Genomic DNA, 20,344 nt, shown 5'->3' on the forward strand with positions numbered 1-20,344 from the left:
CGCGCGCCGTCCTACATACAGAGCATGTCCGGCCCGCCCATCAACCTTTTGAGCGATCGCGCGCGCGATATCTTTCGCGTCGTCGTGGAATCCTACATCGGCACCGGGGCGCCGGTCGGCTCGCGCACGATCAGCCGGTTGAGCGGGCTCAATCTCTCGCCGGCGTCGATCCGCAATGTGATGCAGGATCTCGAGGAAGCGGGGTTGCTCGCTGCGCCGCACACCTCGGCCGGGCGGATGCCGACCGAATCCGGCCTGCGTCTGTTCGTGGACGCCATGATGCAGGTCGCCGAGCCCTCCGAGGACGAGAAGCGCGCCATCGAGCGGCAGCTGACCGGGGAAGGGCCGATCGAGGAAGCACTCAACGCCGCCTCGGCTCTGCTCTCGGGCCTGTCTGCCTGCGCCGGGCTGGTGATGGTTCCGCGCCGCGAGACGCTGCTCAAGCAGTTCGGTTTTGCCTGGCTTTCGGACCGGCAGGCGCTGGCCGTGCTGGTCGGGCAGGATGGCACCGTCGAGAACCGCATTGTCGATCTGCCGCCGGGCACGACGCCATCGATGCTCGTGGAAGCGGCCAATTATCTCTCCGCCCACGCCACCGGCCGCACGCTGAGCGAGGTGCAGGCCTGGCTGAGCGGACAGATCGAAGCGGAGGAAACGGCGCTTGATGAGGCTTCGCGCCATTTGGTCGCGCGGGGCGTGGCAGCGTGGAGTCGCGATACCGAGGACCGGCCCGTGCTCATCGTGCGCGGCCAGGCCAATCTGCTCGACGAGCAATCCGCCGCCGATCTGGAGCGCGTGCGCCAGTTGCTGGACGAGCTGGAGGGCAAGAGCGAGATCGCCCGCCTGCTGGACAGCGCCCGCGCCGGTGCCGCGACCAAGATCTTCATCGGCTCGGAGAACAAGCTCTTTTCCCTGAGCGGCTCTTCGGTCATAGCAGCGCCATATCGCGGACCCGGCGGGCAGGTGGTCGGCGTGGTCGGTGTGATCGGCCCAACCCGGTTGAACTATGCCCGCGTCGTCCCCATGGTGGACTTCACCGCACAGACCCTCAGCAGATTGATGAAATGACGGAAGACATGACTGACCAGACCAACAATGAGAATGAGACCCTGGCCGCTGACATCGCCGAGGGCGCGGGCGAGACGCTGAGCCGCGAGGAGATCGCCGCCGCGCGTATCGCCGCGCTGGAGGAAGAGCTGGCCAACGCCAAGCAGGAGACGCTCTACGCCGTCGCGGATACCCAGAATGTCCGTCGCCGGCTGGAGAAGGAACTGGCCGATACCCGCGCCTATGCCGCGACCGCCTTCGCCCGCGACATTCTTTCCGTGGCCGACAATCTCAGCCGCGCGCTGGAGGCCATTCCGGCCGAGCTGCGCGCGGACGAGAAGGTGAAAGGGCTGATCGCCGGCCTCGATGCCACCGGCAAAGAGATGGAGAGCGCGCTGCGCAAGCACGGCGTGGAGAAGTTCACCTCGGTGGGCGAGCCGCTCGATCCCAACAAGCATCAGGCGATGATCGAGATGCCCTCGGCAGAGGCTGCGCCCGGCACCATAGTGCAGGAGATGCAGGCCGGCTACATGATCAAGGATCGCCTGCTGCGCCCGGCTCTGGTCGGCGTGGCCAAGGCGGCGGAGTAACAGGCGTCGTGCGCGGCGCGGCCATGGCGGTCCTGACCGGGCTGGTCGCGCTCGCCTTGCCGGTCGCGGCGCCGCTGGCGGCACAGGCACCTGCCGCGTCACCCGCACCAAGTCCGGACGCACTCTCGCATGCCTTGCGGGATCATGGCAGCGGAGAAGTGGATGCCGGTGATCTGCGCGCCGTGACCTGCGTGGAAACCAGCGAGGCGCCCGGCGCCTTCGATTGCCAGTGGGAACAGCGCCGGGACGGCAACTGGCATCCCTATACGAGCTGGCTGGCGCTGGTCGGCGCGCAGTGGACCATGCTCGATGCGCCCATTCCGGTGCCGGATTTCAATCGCGGAAAGCTCAAGCCGCTGGCGCCCACTGCGCCTTGAGCGGCGGCGCCTCGGCTGGCGTCAATTCAGGCCGGGTCCGTGAGCAGCACCGCCGTGCCGGTGGCCGAGACCATCAGCATCGATCCGCCCGAGCCGAGCACTTCATAGTCCAGGTCCACGCCGATGATCGCATTGCCACCGGCTGCGGCGGCGCGCTGGCGCATTTCCGCCATGGCGTCCTCGCGGGCGCGGCTCAGCACTTCTTCATAGGCGCCGGCCCGCCCGCCAACGATATCGCGCACGCTGGCAAAGAGATCGCGGAAGAGATTGGCACCCACGATCACCTCGCCGGTCACCACGCCGCAATAACGCTGCACCGTACGGCCATCGATATTGTTGGTGGTCGTGACGATCATCTCGGTCGGGGCATTGCCCCAGGGATTATCGGCCATCTCTCCGCTCCTCTCGCCGCGCGTGCGGCTTATTCCATGCCAAGGGCCGCCAGATAGGTCTGGAGGATTGCCTCCATCTCCTGGCGATCATGCGGCGGCAGCTTCCGCAGGCGGACGATCTGGCGCATGATCTTGACGTCATAGCCTGTTGCCTTGGCTTCGCCATAGACATCCTTGATGTCGTCCGAGATGCCCTTCTTTTCTTCTTCGAGGCGCTCGATGCGCTCGATGAGAAGGCGCAACTGGTCGGCGGCGATGTTGTCGCTCATGTCTGCAAGGTCTCCGGATGGAATGTGTCAGAATCGAATGCGCGGTCCTAGCCAGCCGCTGCCCTCCCTGTCTAGGCATCGATCGCACCGGACGGCGTAGCCATTGCGCCGGCGGCAGAAAAAATTTCCCGCCATGTCACAATCGCCGTCCGCCCACTCGTCATGCCTGTGCAAACCCGATGGACAGGAGACACGATCATGACCGCACGCCTCGATCCCTTCACCGCCGCGCCCGCGCTCATCAAGCAATGGATGGCGACCTCGCTCGCCATCAACGACAGCCTGGAGCCTGCGCTCGTGGAACTGGTGAAGGCCCGCGCTTCGCAGATCAACCAGTGCGCCAACTGCCTCAACATGCACACCGCCGAAGCCCGTGAAAAGGGCGAGAGCGAGCAGCGCCTCTACTTGCTCTCGGTCTGGCGCGAGGCGCCATGCTATAGCGCACGGGAGCGGGCCGCGCTCGCGTGGACCGAGGCGCTTACGCGTCTGTCGGAAGGGCATGGCGGAAAGGACGAAGCCTATGCACAGCTCGCGGCCCAGTTCAGCGAGGAAGAGCAGGTGAAGCTGACGCTGCTGATCAACATCATCAATGGCTGGAACCGCCTCGCGGTCGGCTTCGACTTGTGGATCGAAACGCCGGCGACCCGCAAGCTGGCTGCCTGATGCGCGCCGGGCATCCCATGTCCCCTCATCAGCGGGAGGATGCAGCGATCAGCTTCGATCCGCTGCGTCCCCGGCTGGTGCGGATCGCCTACCGAATGCTCGGTTCCGTCGCCGATGCCGAGGATGTGGTGCAGGAGGCATTCATTCGCTGGATGCGGGTCGACCGTGCCGAAGTGCGCGAGCCGGAGGCGTTCCTCCGCCGCACGGTCACGCGGCTTTGCCTGGATCATGCCAAGTCGGCGCGGGTCCAGCGGGAGCATTATGTCGGGCCATGGCTGCCCGAACCGGTCATCGAGGATGAGGAGGAGCAGGAGGATGTGACCCTGCCGCTGATGCTCGCACTGGAGCGGCTCTCACCTCTCGAGCGAGCGGCGTTCCTGCTGCATGATGTGTTCGGCGTCTCGTTCGAGGAAATCGCCGCCACCATCGATCGGGAGCCGGCGGCCTGTCGCCAGCTTGCCGCTCGGGCACGGGACCACGTGCGGCAGTCGCGGCCGCGCTTCGAGGTTGAGAAGCAGCGGGGTCTGGAGATCGCGAGCGCCTTCTTTGCGGCGTCGCGCACCGGCGACATGACCGCGCTCAGCGCGATGTTGGCTGCTGATGTCAGCATGCACGCAGATGGCGGGGGCAAGCGTTCGGCAGCGGTCGCCGAGGTTCTCGGGCGACGCAATGTGCTGCTGTTTCACAAGGCGCTGGCGGTGCTGTTTCGCAAGCATGGCTCGCAGCTTGTGCGCACAGCGCTCATCAGTGGCCTGCCGGGGTTCGTGACGCGCGAGGCCGATGGCGAGCTGCAGACCACGGCCTTCGAGATCGAGGCGGGGCGCATCATTGGCATCTATGTGGTGCGCAATCCCGATAAATTGCGGCACTTGCACTAGGCGGAATGCAGTGAGGGGGAAGCAGCGCTCCCCCCTCATCGGATCTCAAGGATATCGGCCTGACGGATCAGCCCGCGCGACCGGCGCCGCTGCGACGACCGCCACCGGGATTGCCTTGCGGACGTCCGCCGCCGAAGTGGCGCGGACGCTGACCGCCCGGCTTGCGGGAGCGGTCGCCCTCGGAGCGGGTGTCCGTCTGGCGCTGTTCGCCCGATGCGGCAGCATAGACCGGGCGCAGGCGCTTGGGCAGGCGCTCGGCATCCATGGTCGCGGCAGGTTCAGGGCGCTGGGCCAGCGGGTCGAAGCCGGGACGGTTCGGGGCGTGGCCATCATAATAGCGGCCGCCGGGATTGCGCTGGCCGCTGCGCTGGGCGTCCTGCCCATCGCGAGGCGCGCGCGCCGGGCGGGCGGTCTGGCCGTCCCGCTCGCCACGGAAGGGGCGTTCGCCGCGTTCACCGGCATTCCGGCGCTGGCCATCCTGACCGGGCGCGTGGTCGAAGCGGGCCGGGCGCTCGCCGCGTCCCTCACCCCGTCCATCATGGCGCGGTGCGCCGGCGCCGGCTTCGCGACGGTCGTCGGACCGGCCGCGTTCCGGGCGATCGCGGCGCTGCTGCGAGGCGGGGCGACGGCCCTGGCCCTGGTCTCGACCCTGGCCCCGTCCTTGCCGGCGCCCGTCGGCATCGCCGACGGCTTCGGCCACAGCTGCCTTGGAGGGCAGCGGCAGGCGGCGGGCTTCCACCACGAAGTCCTCGGGCAGCGGCATCACCGCCAGCTTGACGCGGGTCAGCTTCTCGATGTCGCGCAGATAGGGCTTCTCGTCCGGCGCGACGAAGCTCATCGCAATACCGTCGGCGCCGGCACGGGCCGTGCGGCCGATGCGGTGGACATATTGCTCGGCGACATTGGGCAGCTCGAAGTTGAAGACATGGCTCACGCCCGACACGTCGATGCCGCGCGCGGCAATGTCGGTCGCAACCAGTACCTGCACGCCCCCGGTACGGAAGCCCTGCAGGGCAGCGGTGCGCTGGCCCTGGCTCTTGTTGCCGTGAATGGCCGCCGCGCTGATCTTGGCAGCGACGAGGTGCCGCGCCACGCGGTCCGCACCATGCTTGGTGCGGGTGAAGACCAGTGCCCGGTCGAGCGCGCCGGAAGCGATGGCATCGCGCAGGCGCAGGGTGAGCAGCGCCTGCTTCTCCTTCTGGTCGATGAAGGTCGCATATTGCTCCACGCGCTCGGCGGTGGTGGATTGCGGCGCAACCTCGACCTTGACCGGATCGTTGATGAAGCGCTTGCCCAGCTCGGCGATCGCCTGCGGCATGGTCGCGGAGAAGAACAGGCTCTGGCGCTCGGCCGGCAGCATCTTGGCGATCTGCGTGAGCGGCTTGATGAAGCCCAGGTCCATCATCTGGTCGGCCTCGTCGAGCACGAAGATTTCGACATTGCGCAGCGTCAGCGCGCGCTGGTCGATCAGGTCGAGCAGGCGGCCCGGCGTCGCGACCAAAATGTCGGTGCCCGGCACCAGCGCGCGGGCCTGCTTGCCCACCGGCACGCCGCCGAAGACGACCTGCACGTTGAGGCTGAGATACTTGGCATAGCCGCGCATGTTCTCGGCGATCTGCGCCGCCAGCTCACGCGTGGGCGAGAGCACCAGCATCCGGCAGGAGGCTGGCTTGCGGGGCTGGGGATTGTTGAACAGCCGGTGCAGCGAGGGCAGCGAGAAGGCTGCGGTCTTGCCGGTGCCGGTCTGCGCGATGCCGAGCAGGTCGCGGCCCTGCATCAGCGCCGGAATGGCCTGCTGCTGGATCGGCGTGGGGTCCGCATAACCCTTGGTCTCAAGGGCGCGGAGGATAGGCTCGGCAAGGCCAAGCTCATTGAAAAAAGACATGAATAGACTTTCGATATGACATGCGTCGCCCTCGCGTCTGTCGCGAGCGGGCGCAGCAGTGGTCTCCAAACGGGCGACCCTGCGTGAATAAGGAAGCTTGAGCGATTCTCGCATCCGTCCGTCCCGGCGGCCCTTGTGCAAGATGCGGGGCCTCACGCTGCGCGGGATTGCGCCGGATCACTAGTCCTGGCGCCGAATGCTGCGATGCACATAGAGGGCGTTTGTGGAAAAAGCAAGTATGCTCGCGTGGGCATGCGATTTCGGGCGAGCCGCCGAGCCGGTCGTCAGCCTTGCCATGCCCAGCATTCGGCCTACTAATCAGCCTATGCCGCTTCATATCACCGTGCCTGAACAGCCCTCCGAGGCCGACCGCAATGCCGTGTTTGCACCCTTGCGGGCCTATAACATCGCGCAGGCAGGGGATCCGAACATCCGCCCCGTTGCCATTCTGCTGACCGATGAGCAGGGCGGGCGCGTGGGCGGCATCTGGGGCAAATGCTCCTATGACTGGATGTTCGTGGAGCTTCTCGCCATCGCGCCGGAGCATCGCGGCGGCGGCCATGGCAAAGCGCTGATGGCCGAGGCAGAGCGGGTGGCGCGGGCCCATGGCTGTGTCGGTATCTGGCTCGACACCTATGCCTTCCAGGCGCGCGGCTTTTACGAGAAGCTCGGCTTTAGCGTGTTCGGCACGCTGGACGATCATCCCGTCGGCCAGCAGCGCTTCTTCCTGAGCAAGCGCCTCTGAGAGCAGCGCTCTATGTCCTCCCCGACCAGCGGCCGGGGAGGCACGATGTGGGTTTTAGCGCCCGGCGAGCACTTCGCCGATCTGCACGGCATTCAGCGCGGCGCCCTTGCGGAGGTTGTCGCCGACGACGAACATGGCGAGGCCATGCTCAACCGTGCGGTCGGGGCGCACGCGGCCCACGAACACCGGGTCGGCCCCCGTCGCGTCGAGCGCGTTCGGCACATCGCTTACCACCACGCCCGGCGCCTTGCCGAGCAGCGCCAGCGCCGTCTCCGCATCGATCGGCCGCTCGAACTCGGCATTGATGGAGAGGCCGTGGCCGGTGAACACGGGCACGCGCACGCAGGTGCCGGAGACGGGCAGGCCGGGGATCTCGAGGATCTTGCGGCTCTCGTCGCGCAGCTTCAGCTCTTCCTCGGTATAGCCGTCCTCACCCAGCACATAATTGAGCGGCACGATGTTGTTGGTGATCGGCACCGCCCACTTCTCGGGCTGGGGTACGAAGTCGGCCTTGCCGTTGAAGGCGAGCGCGGCGCCCTTGTCGCCCACGGCGGCGATCTGGCGCGCCAGCACGTCGATGCCTTCCATGCCGCCACCGGAGACGGCCTGATAGGTGGCGACGATCAGGCGCTTGAGGCCGGCGGCTTCATGCAGCGGCTTGAGCACGGGCATCGCTGCCATGGTGGTGCAATTGGGGTTGGCGACGATACCCTTGGGCAGGTTTGCCAGCGCATGCGGGTTCACTTCGGAGACGACGAGCGGCACGTCCGGGTCGGAACGCCAGGCCGAGCTGTTGTCGACCACGATGGCGCCGGCTGCGGCAACCTTGGGCGCCAGCGCCTTGCTGGTGGAGCCGCCCGCGGAGAAGAACACAATGTCGAGCCCGGCGAAGTCGGCGGTCGCGGCATCTTCCACCGTCACTTGCTGGCCCTTGAACTCGACCTGCGAGCCGGCCGAGCGGGCCGAGGCGAACAGACGCAGCGTGCCGACCGGGAAATCGCGCTCGGCGAGCAACTGGCGCATCATCGAGCCGACGAGGCCGGTGGCGCCGACCACGCCGACATTCAGGCGGGCATCGGGGGAAAAGCGGGCAACCATCTATACGTTCCTTCCTGTTGATTGAAGGACGCGGCGGTCAGGCTTTCGTCTGGAAAGTCGGCCCCGCGCACTTCGCGGGGCTTCCTGTCCGGCTGATCGTGGCTCTTTAGGCCGCGCGCATCCGAACCGCCCCGCTGATGCGGGTCGGTTTGGTAATAATCGGCTGAACGATCATCATGGACATGGCGCGCGCCTCTAGCGAGCGTGGCGCCTGCTGTAAATGGCAAAGATGCCTGCTCTCGGGAGAAAGCAGGCATCCATGATCTTCAGATTTTCGGTGGATCAGCGGCAGCGCACTTCACCCCGGTCGATGGAGCGACCGAGAAGACCGCCCCCAACCGCGCCGAGCAAGGTCCCAACCGTGCGGTCGCCCTTCGTGTCGATCGCGCGGCCGGCGAGCGCGCCGACGCCGGCACCGATCAGCAGACCGGTCGTGCCGTCATTGCGCTTGCAGCGATACCGGCCATCGTCGCCGCGCCATATGCGGTCGTTATGGGAAAGGGCGCGGCCATTGTCCCGGTCTTTCGCGCGCTTCCCGTGCGCGGGCGCCCAGTGCGGCGGATCGGCCATGGCCGGTGCCATGGGCATCGCAAACGCCATCAGCGCCGTGGCGAGCAGGATCTTCTTCATCGGACTCATCCTCGTAATATCAAACAAGCGACCGGCACGTATCGCGCCGGCTCGTGCTGAATAACGCCGCACAACCGCCCTTGTTCCGGCGGTATCACGACTCATCGCTTGGTCAGCCCGCCAGGGCGGCTCCGTGTCGCCAGCGTCCAATCAGCATGTCGAGCGCCAGGGCGGCCCCCAGCGTGAGGCCGGTTAGCGGCAGGCACAGGCCGATGGCGAGCATGATCGCCGCGACGCCGCGCGCCTTGCGGGGATCGGCGGGCCGGGCAGGCGCCTCCAGCCGGCCGTTCTTGCGGCGTTTCCACCAGAGCACGGGCGCGGTGAGGCACAGCAGTATCAGCGCGAGGCAGCCGAGCAGCATGAGCGTGCGGTTGATCTCGCCATATTGCTGGCCCTGATGGGTGGCGATGCCCCATTCGATCGCCCGCGCGCCGATGCCAAAATGCGCAAAGCGGGCATCCTGCAGGACCGCGCCGCTCGCCGGATCGATGTAGATAGCACGCGCATCCTGCGCTCGGCGCACGGACTGTGAGATGAGATAGGGCGCGCCGTCCGCCATCGGCAGGGTGAGCGTCCAAGGGGCGGCGAGGCCGCGCTTGCCGGCGATCTCCGCAGCCCGGTCGGCGCCGATGTCGTCGCTGCCCGATGCGGCGGGCGGCGTCGCTTCCTGCATCGACCAGGGCAGGCTCTGCTTTGCGCCCTCGTCATGGCCGTGGCCGTGATGCGCGCGTGGTGCCGGCGCCTCCCAGGGATTGGGACCGGGCGCCTTGGGGCGGCCCAGCTCCGCACGGGCGACCCAGCCCTGCAACTGCTTGCCCGAGAAGCCGGACCAGGGCAGGCCGGTGATCGCCAGAAACAGGATCACCCCGCCGGCGAGCAATCCGGTCGAGGCATGCAGATCGCGCCAGAACAGCCGCCCGCGCGCCTGCCCGCGCAGGCCGATGACAGGGCTGCCGCGCCGGGGCCACCACAGGTAGAGCCCGGTCAGCACCAGCAGGATCGCCCAGCCGGCGACGATCTCCACCAGCGCATTGCCCACCGGTCCGGTGATGATGAGGCTGTGCAGATCGCGCACGGTCTGCATGATGCCGCCGGCCTGCGCGGTGCCGAGCAGCTTGCCGCGATAGGGATCGACAAAGGCGAGCCGGCGCGCGCCGTCCGCGCCCTGCAGGGTCATGCGCCAGCTCTCTGTCGGCTCGGCAGGCCGCTGGATCTGGCTCACCTGCTGGCCGGATTCCCGCTCGACGGTGGCGATCATCTCGCTCAGCGGCTGGGGCGCATCCTTTGGCGTCACATGCGACCAGTCCGCATAGACCAGCCGTTCGATTTCCGGTTTGTAGAGATAGAGCGCGCCGGTGATCGCCATCCACAGCAGCACCGGGAGGACGATCAGCCCGGCATAGAAATGCCAGCGCCACACGGCCTGATAGAAGCCGCCGCCGGTCTTGGAGCGCGCGCTCATCGGCGGCCTCCGGCGGACAATGGCGCACGGGCGAGGGGAGGGCGGCGCATGGCTGCGCAGCAGAAGAGCAATCGGGTCATGAAAGGGTCAGCCTTGACGGGCAGCGCGCGGGGGCGTGCCGAAATGGGGATGTCGCGCGAGGCGACAGCGAGGGGAGCGTCAGGGCTGATGCGGCGGGCCGGTCTGCGGGGGCGGCGGCGCGGCCAGACCGCGTCCGATGCTCACGGCCGTGCTCGGGCTGAGGATGGGTACCGTCACTATCGTCACGGCGATCTGCGCGACCACGGGCGGGATGCTGTCCAGCGAGGCGCCGATCCCGGCAAAGGCGCAGGGTGCGTCCGGGGCGGTGTTCTGCTTGTCCGGCTGCTTGCGGACGGTGCCGTCCGCATCGATCCAGCCGGTGACCATGCCGGCGCCGGTGCAGAGCACGACCGCGGGCCCGTTTTGCACGGCGGGCATGAAACCGGCCGGGACCAGCAGCCGCGCGAGCAGCACAAGCGCCAGCCACGCGGCGATCAGGCCATGGGCCTGCCCGGTGCCGGTAACAATGCTGGTATCAGTGCGGGTCAGGCGCGCGAGCATGTCCGCGCTTTACGGGATCGCGCCGCGTATGAGAAACGGCTTTTTAGACGTGCCGTCGCTCAGTGATTGTTCTTCGCCACGCTATCTTTCATCCGCGCGAGCTGCTCAGGCGTCGCCTCGGTCTGGTAGCGCGTCTTCCACTCATCCTGCGGCATGCCGTAGATAAGTTCGCGTGCAGCGGCCTTGTCCAACGTGCCGTCGGCCTCGGCCACCCAGTCGGCCAGGCAGTTGCGGCAGAAGCCCGCCAGACCCATCAGATCGACATTCTGCGCATCGGTGCGGTGACGCAGATGGTGGACGAGCCGGCGAAAAGCTTCTGCCGCTGTCTTGTCATCGAGCGTGTCTATCGTCATTGCTTGCACCTTCATGTCCGGTTCCAACCTCGGGCCACGCCGGTGGCCGCCACGGCATTCGCCATGTGGGCAGAGAACGCACCGAAGCAAGAGGCCAAATGAAGAAGCTCACTCCCCGCACCCGCAAGGTTCGCATTCTGGCGACCCTCGGCCCTTCGAGCAGCAGCGAGCTGATGATCCGCAAGCTGTTCCTGGCCGGCGCCGATGCCTTCCGGCTGAACATGAGCCACGGCACGCACGACGTTCATGCCGCCAATGTCGCGATCATCCGGGGACTTGAAAAGGAATTCGGCCGCCCGACCACCATCCTCGCGGACCTTCAGGGACCGAAGCTGCGGATCGGCACTTTCGCGCAGGGCGCGGTCTTTCTGGAAAAGGGCGCCGCCTTTCGGCTGGATCGCGACCCCGCGCCCGGCGACAGCAGCCGCGTCACTTTGCCGCACCCGGAGATCTTCGCCGCCGCGCAGGAAGGGATGCGCCTGCTCATCGATGACGGCAAGCTTGTCCTGCGCGTGCGGGCGGTGCGTGACGATGTCATCGATACGCTGGTCGAGGTCGGCGGCTCGCTGTCCGAGCGCAAGGGCGTCAACGTGCCGGACGTCGTGCTGCCGATGGCGGCGATGACCGAGAAGGATCGGCGCGATCTTTCCTTCGCCATCGAGGCCGGCGTGGACTGGATCGCGCTCAGCTTCGTCCAGCGGCCTGATGACCTGGCCGAGGCGCGCAAGCTGATGGGTGGCTATGGCTATCTGCTCGCCAAGATCGAAAAGCCAGCCGCGCTTGGGCGGCTGGAGGAAATCGTCGAGATGTCCGACGCGGTGATGGTCGCCCGTGGCGATCTCGGCGTCGAGCTGCCGCCTTATGCCGTGCCGCCGCTGCAGAAGCAGATCGTGGAGAGCGCCCGGCGCTTGGGCAAGCCGGTGGTCGTCGCCACGCAGATGCTGGAATCGATGATCAAGGCGCCCACGCCGACCCGCGCCGAGGTGTCGGACGTCGCCACGGCGGTCTATGATGGCGCGGATGCAGTGATGCTCTCGGCGGAGACGGCGGCGGGCGACTGGCCGGAGGAAGCCGTGGCGATGATGGACAGCATCGCCCACAGCGTCGAACATGATCCGGGCTATCTGGACCGGCTGCACTTCACCAAGACCATGCCGGACCCGACAACGTCGGACGCACTGGCCGGCGCCAGCCAGCACATCACCAACACGGTCTCGGCCAAGGTCATCGTGTGCTTCACCACCTCGGGCAGCACTGTGCGGCGTATCGCGCGCGAGCGGCCGGGCGCGCCCATCCTGGCGCTCACCCCGCGCATGGATACCGCGCGGCGCATGGGCCTCATGTGGGGCGTCCATGCCGTGCGCACCAAGGATATCGGCAGCTTTGAGGAAATGATCGGCAAGGCCAAGCGCATGGCCATGCGCCACGGCTTTGCGGGGGCAGGCGACAAGATCATCGTGCTCGCCGGTGTCCCCTTCGGTACGCCGGGGTCCACCAATGTGCTCCATGTCGCGACCATTCGGGGCGACGAGCTGCGCACCCACCGCGAGGAGTGAGGCGCTCCGGGCGCGCCTTCTGCACCTAACCCCCGTCATTCCGCGAACGCGGGAATCCAGCTGCAACGCTGCTCGTCAACGCGAGGCCGAACTGGATTCCCGCGTTCGCGGGAATGACGAAGGGTGAGGGCGAGCCGGCGACGTCGTCCTGCCCCTCAGTTCTTCACGGCGCCCTGCAATTGCGGCGGCAGCGGTGGGCGCTCTGGATTGTCGCCATCGCGCCATGGGATCACGCCGTGGCTGGTGCGCGTCTTGATCTTCCAGGCGCCGTTCTCGCGCACGAAATGATCGACATAGCGCCCGGCCAGCGTGGTCGCGGGGCGGCCCTCGCCGTCGGCGGTGTAGAACATGTAGCGGGAGCGGGCGATGGCGGTGTCGCCGGTCACGTCGATCACCTCGGTGGTGACGAGGTGGAAGCTGCGCTTATTGACGAAGCCCGCTTCCGGCTTGCCCAGCTTCTCCTCAAGCAGCTTCTGGATCGCCGCCGGCCCGGTGGCGCTGCCCAGCCCGCCGGACCAAGTCCCGTCGCTGGCGAAAAGCCCGGCATAGCCGGCATAATCGCGCGCATCGAGATATTCGCCATAAGCAATGATCGCGCGGCGGATCGCCTCGCGGTCCTCCAGCATCTGCACGCGCTGGGCGAGCGCTCTGTCAGGAGCGCCACCCTGCTGCGCCATCGCCACACTGGGCGCGATCAGCGCCAGAGCCAGCGCTGCCCGCAACAACCGGCTCATGGCAACATGTCCAGCTTGCGGCTCTCGATCGTCCACGCAGGATCGCTGCACAGCTTGCAATCATCCCCGACGAACCACGCTCGCCCCGCCTTGTCGCCGCGCAATTGCCAGTCCAGCCACGCCACCACTGCCTGCGCCGCGCGTCCGCCATTTGGCTCGGCATAGGTGCCAGCGTGTGTCACGTCGGTGTTGATCACGGCGGAGGGGACGTGGGTCAGCCGCGCATAATCGTCCATGCCATTGGGGTAGGCGATGTCCGTCTTGCCGCCGAGCACATAGAGGGTTGGCTTGTCGATCTTCTGGAGCAGGCTCTTCTGCGCAGACATCTCACCCGAGCCGCCCGGGACCGGACCGTTCATGATGCCGCTGTTCATGATGACGAAGGTGCTGACGCGCTTGTCGCCCGCATATTTGAGCGCCTGAATGCCGCCGCAGGAATAGCCAGAGGCCGCGACATGCGCAGTGTCGATCTTGCCCTTGAACGGGCTGCCCGCGCGACCATTCTCGGCTGCGGCCCAGTCGATGGCCTGCCCGAGCTGCTGGTAGCGCGTCTTGTCTCGATGCTGCTCCCAGCTTTGCGGCGTGACGGTCACGCCCGGGCCGCTGTAGATGCCGCCCGGCGCGATGACGAGATAGCCATGGGAGGCGACCTCCAGCAAATGCTGGCGTGATGAGGCGCCGTCTTCGGTGCAGGCACCGTTGCCGAATATATAGACCGGCATCTTGCGAGCGCCGAGTGCACTCAGATCGGCGGGCTGATAGACGACGAAGCCGGGGAAATTCTCATATTGCCGCTTGATGGCCTTGTACGGTCCGGTGCCCGTGCTGTCTGGCGCCCGGCTTTCTTCCATCATCTGGACGGCGGCCTGTGCGGCGAGATCGGCGCCGACTCCCGGCGGCGGCGCGGAACTCGGCTGGGCCTGGAGGGCCGCCGGGACGGTCATCGCCAGCAGGGACAGAAGGAATGCGCTCGAACCGGTCCGCCAATATGTCATGCCACTCTCCCAATTTATCATTCTGCTGTCGCCCAAGCGACAAAGAGGAGAGGGTTGCCCCTCTCCTCCTCTTTCTATCGGATCAATCTGTGTTGCGCACCGCTTGATCAGAACTTGCGGCGCACGGTCACGGCCCACTGGCGCGGCAGGCCGGGCTGAGCCGTCGCATACCAGGCGTTCGTGAACTTGTTGAGATAGACCAGCTTGTCGAACAGGTTGGTCACTTCCAGCGCGACCGACCAGTCCTTGTCCACCGTCTCATAGGTCAGGCGGGCATTGGCCAGCGTGTAGCTGTCCACGATGGCGATCGGCGTGCAGAGGAAGTCGCCGCAATAGCCGTCCGTATAGGAGACGTCGATGCGCGGTGTCAGCGTGCCAACATTACCCAGATCAGCCTGATACTGCGCGCCCAGGCTCCACTTCCACTTGCCCACGCCCGGCCGGCTCGCGCCGACGACGATGGAGGTCGTGGGATAGTTGATGGAGGTGAACTTGAAGTCGGTGAGGCTGAGCGAACCGTCGATGGTGAAACCCTCGACCGGACGCAGCGTGGTTTCCAGCTCGAAGCCGTTCACGCGGGCATCGCCGATATTCAGATACTGGCCGCACAGGCCGGGTACGCCGCCCTGGTTGACCGGGAGCGGATTGTTGTTGGAGTCGAGGCAGACCTGCGGAATACCCTGATAGTCGGTATAGTCCATGCGGAAGCCGCTGGCGTTGATCCGCAGCAGCCGGTCGAACAGGTCCGCCTTGATACCGATTTCATACGACTTCAGCTTTTCCGCGCCGAACGGGCGGATCTGCTGGAAGCTGTACGGACGCGGCGCCACGCCGCCACCCTTGAAGCCGGTCGCGAACTGCGCATAGGCCATGATGTCGGGCGTGATCTTGTAGGAGAGCGCCGCACGATAGTCGGTCAGCGTTTCCTTGTAGGTACCCACCTGGCCGGTCAGCGGATTGGTGGCGTTGCTGAGCGGCAGATAATCGCCGACCCCATTGGGGTTGAGGCGGTTGTAGAGATAGTCCTTCTTCTCATGGCTCACGCGGATGCCGGCTTCCAGCGTCAGCGCGGGCGTGATGTTCCACGCAACGTTACCGAAGCCGGCATAGGTGCGCAGGCTGGCTGTATCGTCGTTGATGAACGAGAAGGTCGGCTTGGCGATCACGCACGCCGGGAGCGCGCCACCACAGGGGGAAACGGCATATTCGCCGAAGCCCGAGAACGGCGTGTGGATGCGGGCGTTATAGCGCGTGTCCGCATCATAATAGAAACCGCCGATGGTGAAGGAGATCGCATCGTCCAGCACCTTGCCCGAGAGGCGCAGTTCCTGGCTGAACTGCTTGTGCGAGAAGTCGCTGTACACACCGCCGATGAAAGCGATCGGCGAGTTGTCATTGTCGTCCGAGCTGCGCGAATCATATTTGCGATAGCCGGTGATCGACTTGAGCGCGAGATTGTCGCCCAGCGTGTAGTTGATCTCGGCGGACACGCCCCAGCCTTTCACACCGCTCAGGGGTTCGGCATAGGTCGGGCCATTGGGCGCGCCGGCCGTGCCGGGGCCACCCGCAGACGCCGTCGTCGCCGCGCGATAGGTCACGCCCGGATCGTAGAAGTTGGCGTAGGTCGCATAGGGATCGTTCAGCACCGCGCCGGCGCGACGATACTGGCCGTAGGTCACGAAGCGGTTGTCGAACGGCGCGCCCTGATAGGGAATGCTGTTATTCTGCCGCCCGGTCAGCTCGGCGCTGGCGATGAGCACGGAGGCCTGCGTCGTGGAGGTGTCGTGGGTGTAGTCGCCGGAGAGGTTGATTTCCAGCGGGCTGCCGACCGGCGCAATGCGCAAGGATCCGCGCACGGCGTACATGCTCTGGCCGCCCAGCGTGCCGAGCTTGCAATTGCCGCCCGACGCCAGGCTGGGGATCGCCGCGCCGCCCGGCTGCACCACGCTGGTGCCCGGCTGCACATAGGGATCGTTGGGATTGAGGCAGGCATAATCGTAGCGCGTGACATGGCCATCGCGGTTGCGTGACACGCCAGTGATGCGGGCGAACACGGCATCGGGCACCACGGTGAAGTCGGCGCTCGCCTTGATGTCGCGGCGGTTGAGCGAGCCGGCGGTCAGTTCGACGTAGCCGCCTCGGCCTTCCGGTTTGCGCGAGTAGAGCTTCACCGCGCCGCCCAGCGAGTTCATGCCGGCGAGCGTGCCCTGCGGGCCGCGCAGCACTTCGACGCGCTCGAGGTCGGTCAAATCGAAGGCCGAGGCCGTGACGGTGCCGAAATAGATATCGTCGACATAGATGCCCACGCCTGGCTCGACCGAGGGGCTGGCATCGCCCTGACCCACGCCACGGATATAGGCGCGCATCGAGTTGCCCGAGCCAGAGGGGTTCTGCTGCAGGATGACGTTCGGTGCCTGCGCGGTGATGTCGGTTAGGCGCGTCTGGCTGCGGGCTTCGAGCTGGTCGCCGCTGATGGCGGTGATTGCCAGCGGAATGTCCTGCACATTCTGCGCACGCATCTGTGCGGTGACGATGATGTCGTCGACATTGCCCTCGGCGGCGCCCTGCGGCGCGGCGGTCTGGGCCATTGCCGGCATTGCGAGCATCAGCGCGCCGGACAACATCGTCCCGGCGCTCAGCGCCATGCGCGACACGGTGCGTGCGCGGTTATGACGAACTTTGTTCATTGGTGAATCTCCCCTCCTCTTCGCTTTGCCGGTCGTTTCTTCGTCCCCGCGCGAGCCGCCTGCCCGCCTCTGTCAGGCGGAAAGGTCGGGCGGCTGTCGCCGTTGAGACGCAATGACCGGCAGCCAGACGACGCGGCGCGAGGCTCTCATGGAGCGCCCCGTCCGTCCGTTGGCTAGGAAGCTCACTATCCTTTTGCCCGAAGCGAGGCTTTGACTGAGATAGAGCCACGCTTTGACGCAGACGGAAAAGCAGCGGGGTCGCGCGGAGGCTGTAGCACTCATCTAAACCTCCTCGCTGCGAATCGCGCGCAGGCCCCGCGTCTCGCGCCCGGTCACGGCGGCGCCGGTATCCTTCGCAAGGCGCGCGTAGAAAGGCGCGGCGGCCAACGCGAGGCCGGCGAAGACGAGCATGGCGATCTGGAAATCGGCGAGGGTCGGCTCCGCGACACCGAGCGAGAGCAGGTTGAGCAGGGCGGCCGCGGCGGAAATCGCCAGCGCCTGCGAAATCTGGTTGGCGATATTGCCGAGCACCGTCGCGCCGCCGACTTCGCTTTGCGGCACGTCGGCAAAGCGCAGCGCCATGATCGCGGTCATGTGGACCGAGCGGGCCATGCCCACGAAGACCATAATCGCCACCAGCAGCCAGAAAGGCATGGTGGGCGTCAGCAGCGCGCAGGCGGCAAAGGAGAGCGCCATGGTCACCACGCCGCTGGTCAGCGCCATCCGGATGCCGAGCCACCGTACCGAAGGCGTCGCGATCGCCTTGAGCGCCAGGTCACCGGCATTCTGGGCGAGCAGCAGCAGCCCGGCCTGAAAGGCCGTAAGGCCGAGGCCGACCTGCATCATCAGCGGGATGATGAAAGCGGTTGCCATGAAGGCCGTACGCGCCGGCATTCCCGCGCCGATCGTGGAAACGAAGAAACTGCGGTGGCGCAGCGCATCGAGTGGAACGACCGGGTGGGGCACGCGACGGATGTGTCGCAAGCACAGCCAGCCCAGGAAAATCCCGAGCGCGATCAGCGGCAGCCCTTGCTGCCAGCCGCCGCCCTTGGCGCCCAGCCGCTCGAACCCGGCAATGATGCAGGCGAGGAACCCGCCGACTAGCGCAAAGCCGCGCCCGTCAAAGGGCCTTCGCTCGACAGCATGGATATTGGGGATGAAGCGCAGGGTGAGGACAAAGGCGAGGAGGCCTGTGGGCACGTTCAGGAAGAACACCCAACGCCAGTCCAGAAAGGTGGTGATGAGGCCGCCGATGGGCGGGCCGATCACCGGCGCGATCAGGGCCGGGGTGGAACTGATCGTCATCGCCGTCACAAGATAGCGCTTGGGTGTAATGCTGAGCAGGGCGATGCTGCCGACCGGCACGATTAAGGTGCCAAAGGCCGCCTGACACATCCGCATCGCCAGAAAGACCGGAAGATTGGGCGACAGGCCAGCCCCCAGCGAGGCCAGCACGAACCCCAGAATCGCGAGCGTGCAGACCCGGCGCGTGCCGAAGCGCTTGCCCACCCAGTCGCTGATCGGCAGCACCAGCACGGTGACGAGAATGTAGATGGTGATCGTCGCGCTCAGCAACGTCAGCGGCACGGCGAAGTCCTGCGCCATGCGCGGCAGCGCGGTCAGTAGCACCATCAGATCGATGGCGACCATGAAGGACGTTGCGGCCAGAACGACGGCGGCCAGCCGCGATCGACGCAAGGCCGCGGCGTCGTCCGACGCTATGCTGGCTTCCCCCTCCGACGGATTGTTAGTCAAACTCATTCTGCGCCAGCCATGACAGGCGAGCGCGCGTTCGCCAAGAGGTACCGAAGAATAGTCGCCCATCCAGGCGCTTGCGGGGGAGCGGGATAGCCTGCCATGGTGCGGCAAAAGAGTCGGGCGTCGCGTAGGAGAGCAGATTATGAGTAACGAGGTCATGGATCCCGAAGCCACGGTGCGCAGCGTCGAGGCGCAGCTTCAATATCTGCTGCCCGGCCCCGCGATCAATCGGCGGTTCGTCTCCGCCGGGGTGGAGGTGAACACCGGCCGTTACGGGTCATTCCCCGTCACGATCCGCGACGCGCGGGCCATCCGCCCGCATTTCACGCTCGACCGGCAAGGCTTCGTGCTGCTCGATGCGCCGAGTGACGTCGCCGATTTCACCGACCGGGACGAGGTCAATCGCGTCTACCCGGGCGAGGTCTCCCGCTATGTCCAACAGGCAACCGGCGCCGATCTCGTCGTCGTCGGTGGCTGGATGATCCGCACGTCCGGCGATCTTGCCAGCCGGCAGAAGAAGCTGGACGCGCCCTATCGCCATGCCGAGGGCGTACAGCCGCCTGCTGGCGAGGTGCACGTCGATACCGATCCCGCCCGGCAGCAGCGCGCCGCCGAGATCGCCTACCGCAAGGCCCGTCCGGACGGGCCGGGGTTCCGCCGGTTCATCGTCTCCAGCTTCTGGCGCAGCTATTCGCCGCCGCCACAGGATTGTCCGCTGGCCCTGTGCGATGCGCGCAGTGTCGGCGATGATGAGGGCACCACCAATATCCTGTGGATCGTCGACAAGATCCCCGAAGGCGACGCCATGTTCGCGCCGATGGACGATGACCGCCAACCGGCTGCGCACATCTTCCGGCACAATCCCGCTCACCGCTGGTGGTATTTCTCCAACATGGTGCGGGATGAAGCCCTGCTGTTCAAATTCCACGATAGCGACCGCAGCGGCGCCTGGCGGGTGCCGCACACGGCATTTTGGGATGACAGCCTGCCCGACCCGGTGCCGCGCGAGAGCATCGAATGCCGGAGCATCGCCTTTTTTGAATAGCCCTTTGGTCCACGATCCAAATAGTCGGGCACCACAATCATTGCTATAAGTTACACAAGCGGCAAGCCAAATAAGGCACCGGGTCGAAGGGGAGTGTTATGAAAGACGGGAAGCGGCCGGAGGAGACCGGCCTGAACTGGGGTGCGCTCGATCAGGCAGTGGGCACAGTCGTTCGGCTGTTACGGAATGAGCTGTCGGTGCGGATCGTGGACGTCTATTCGTCCTTCGGCCTTCGCCACGGCGCCCTCTCTACCATGGCACTGATCGAGGCGAATCCCGATTGCTCCCAATCCGAAATCGCGCGGGAAGTTGCGATGGACGACTCGGCGATGGTGGCGATCATCGACGATCTGGAAGCCCGCGGTCTTGCCCGCCGGATGCGCTCGACGCGGGACCGGCGGCGCAACACGCTGTCGCTCACGCCCGAAGGCCAGCGCCTTGCCGCGCAGATGATCGCCCGCGCCCAGGACGTCGAGCAGCCGATTCATGATGCCTTGTCTGAGGAAGAGGTGAAGACGCTGCAGCAACTGCTGCGCCGGGCCTATGAGGCGATGCAAAAGTCTCCGCCAGCCGCTGCTTAGCGCCATCCTGGCGGCGG

General features: G+C 66.3%; 21 protein-coding genes. 9 read left to right on the top strand and 12 right to left on the bottom strand.

All coding sequences use genetic code 11. The annotated features are described in order from the left end of the window. Nucleotides 1-24: 24 nt before the first annotated feature. From hrcA to M2334_RS03430, 3 genes are read left to right on the top strand one after another with little or no spacing between them, the layout of a single operon-like run. Entirely contained in the window at nt 25-1,068 is a 1,044-nt protein-coding gene (hrcA, locus tag M2334_RS03420; RefSeq protein ID WP_264572305.1) for a heat-inducible transcriptional repressor HrcA, read from the top strand. An 8-nt stretch (nt 1,069-1,076) separates the two neighbouring features. After that, nucleotides 1,077-1,637, top strand: a complete 561-nt coding sequence (grpE, locus tag M2334_RS03425; RefSeq protein WP_413715579.1) for a nucleotide exchange factor GrpE — start codon at nt 1,077-1,079, stop codon at nt 1,635-1,637. A 23-nt stretch (nt 1,638-1,660) separates the two neighbouring features. After that, a complete protein-coding gene (locus tag M2334_RS03430) occupies nt 1,661-2,014 on the top strand; it encodes a hypothetical protein (protein WP_264593871.1) in 354 nt (117 codons plus the stop codon). Nucleotides 2,015-2,040: 26 nt separating this feature from the next. Here the strand turns inward: M2334_RS03430 and M2334_RS03435 are convergent, their stop codons facing one another. Next, entirely contained in the window at nt 2,041-2,370 is a 330-nt protein-coding gene (locus tag M2334_RS03435) for a heavy metal-binding domain-containing protein (RefSeq protein ID WP_264595355.1), read from the bottom strand. 65 nt (nt 2,371-2,435) lie between these two features. After that, nucleotides 2,436-2,675 carry a DUF2312 domain-containing protein gene (locus tag M2334_RS03440; protein WP_181560613.1) on the bottom strand — a complete coding sequence of 80 codons (240 nt, stop codon included), beginning with the start codon at nt 2,673-2,675 and terminating at the stop codon, nt 2,436-2,438. A gap of 198 nt (nt 2,676-2,873) precedes the next feature. On the opposite strand from M2334_RS03440, the gene M2334_RS03445 reads away from it, so the two are divergent. Together M2334_RS03445 and M2334_RS03450 are read left to right on the top strand one after the other, a co-directional pair. Further along, the gene (locus tag M2334_RS03445; protein WP_264577375.1) at nt 2,874-3,338 is read left to right on the top strand and encodes a carboxymuconolactone decarboxylase family protein; all 465 of its coding nucleotides are present in this window, start codon (nt 2,874-2,876) and stop codon (nt 3,336-3,338) included. A 17-nt stretch (nt 3,339-3,355) separates the two neighbouring features. Beyond that, the gene (locus tag M2334_RS03450; RefSeq protein ID WP_264604781.1) at nt 3,356-4,216 is read left to right on the top strand and encodes a sigma-70 family RNA polymerase sigma factor; all 861 of its coding nucleotides are present in this window, start codon (nt 3,356-3,358) and stop codon (nt 4,214-4,216) included. A gap of 67 nt (nt 4,217-4,283) precedes the next feature. Here M2334_RS03450 and M2334_RS03455 read toward each other — a convergent pair whose 3' ends face one another. Further along, a complete protein-coding gene (locus M2334_RS03455) occupies nt 4,284-6,101 on the bottom strand; it encodes a DEAD/DEAH box helicase (RefSeq protein WP_264593873.1) in 1,818 nt (605 codons plus the stop codon). 325 nt (nt 6,102-6,426) lie between these two features. Here M2334_RS03455 and M2334_RS03460 point away from each other — a divergent pair, with 325 nt between their 5' ends. After that, a complete protein-coding gene (locus M2334_RS03460) occupies nt 6,427-6,846 on the top strand; it encodes a GNAT family N-acetyltransferase (protein ID WP_264595356.1) in 420 nt (139 codons plus the stop codon). Between the two features lie 54 nt (nt 6,847-6,900). On the opposite strand, the gene M2334_RS03465 is transcribed toward M2334_RS03460, so the two are convergent. The 5 genes from M2334_RS03465 to M2334_RS03485 form a co-directional block, all read right to left on the bottom strand. Next, a complete protein-coding gene (locus M2334_RS03465; protein ID WP_181560608.1) occupies nt 6,901-7,944 on the bottom strand; it encodes an aspartate-semialdehyde dehydrogenase in 1,044 nt (347 codons plus the stop codon). A gap of 282 nt (nt 7,945-8,226) precedes the next feature. Then, complete coding sequence (locus M2334_RS03470) at nt 8,227-8,574, bottom strand: glycine zipper 2TM domain-containing protein (protein ID WP_181560607.1); 348 nt, start codon at nt 8,572-8,574, stop codon at nt 8,227-8,229. A 112-nt stretch (nt 8,575-8,686) separates the two neighbouring features. Then, a complete protein-coding gene (locus M2334_RS03475) occupies nt 8,687-10,036 on the bottom strand; it encodes a PepSY-associated TM helix domain-containing protein (RefSeq protein ID WP_264604782.1) in 1,350 nt (449 codons plus the stop codon). A gap of 159 nt (nt 10,037-10,195) precedes the next feature. Continuing rightward, nucleotides 10,196-10,618: a hypothetical protein gene (locus M2334_RS03480; protein ID WP_264604783.1), complete on the bottom strand. Its 423-nt coding sequence runs from the start codon at nt 10,616-10,618 to the stop codon at nt 10,196-10,198. 59 nt (nt 10,619-10,677) lie between these two features. After that, nucleotides 10,678-10,971, bottom strand: a complete 294-nt coding sequence (locus M2334_RS03485; RefSeq protein ID WP_181560605.1) for a DUF1244 domain-containing protein — start codon at nt 10,969-10,971, stop codon at nt 10,678-10,680. A gap of 98 nt (nt 10,972-11,069) precedes the next feature. Between M2334_RS03485 and pyk the strand changes: the two genes are divergently transcribed. Continuing rightward, entirely contained in the window at nt 11,070-12,527 is a 1,458-nt protein-coding gene (gene pyk, locus M2334_RS03490) for a pyruvate kinase (protein WP_264604784.1), read from the top strand. 155 nt (nt 12,528-12,682) lie between these two features. Here pyk and M2334_RS03495 read toward each other — a convergent pair whose 3' ends face one another. The 4 genes from M2334_RS03495 to M2334_RS03510 all read right to left on the bottom strand — a co-directional run bounded on the left by M2334_RS03495 (nt 12,683) and on the right by M2334_RS03510 (nt 18,704). Further along, entirely contained in the window at nt 12,683-13,261 is a 579-nt protein-coding gene (locus M2334_RS03495; RefSeq protein ID WP_264585741.1) for a nuclear transport factor 2 family protein, read from the bottom strand. Continuing rightward, on the bottom strand, nt 13,258-14,256 hold the full coding sequence (locus M2334_RS03500; RefSeq protein WP_264604785.1) for a hypothetical protein: 999 nt from the start codon (nt 14,254-14,256) through the stop codon (nt 13,258-13,260). Before M2334_RS03500 ends, M2334_RS03495 begins: the two co-directional genes overlap by 4 nt. A 107-nt stretch (nt 14,257-14,363) precedes the next feature. After that, nucleotides 14,364-16,943: a TonB-dependent receptor gene (locus M2334_RS03505; RefSeq protein WP_264604786.1), complete on the bottom strand. Its 2,580-nt coding sequence runs from the start codon at nt 16,941-16,943 to the stop codon at nt 14,364-14,366. A gap of 282 nt (nt 16,944-17,225) precedes the next feature. After that, nucleotides 17,226-18,704, bottom strand: a complete 1,479-nt coding sequence (locus M2334_RS03510) for an MFS transporter (protein ID WP_264604787.1) — start codon at nt 18,702-18,704, stop codon at nt 17,226-17,228. A 139-nt stretch (nt 18,705-18,843) separates the two neighbouring features. On the opposite strand from M2334_RS03510, the gene M2334_RS03515 reads away from it, so the two are divergent. Continuing rightward, entirely contained in the window at nt 18,844-19,746 is a 903-nt protein-coding gene (locus M2334_RS03515) for a CmcJ/NvfI family oxidoreductase (protein WP_264604788.1), read from the top strand. 98 nt (nt 19,747-19,844) lie between these two features. Beyond that, nucleotides 19,845-20,327, top strand: a complete 483-nt coding sequence (locus M2334_RS03520; protein WP_264571270.1) for a MarR family winged helix-turn-helix transcriptional regulator — start codon at nt 19,845-19,847, stop codon at nt 20,325-20,327. Nucleotides 20,328-20,344 lie beyond the last annotated feature (17 nt).

The organism is Sphingobium sp. B11D3D (assembly GCF_025961755.1).
In the GTDB taxonomy this organism is placed as follows: Bacteria; Pseudomonadota; Alphaproteobacteria; order Sphingomonadales; family Sphingomonadaceae; genus Sphingobium.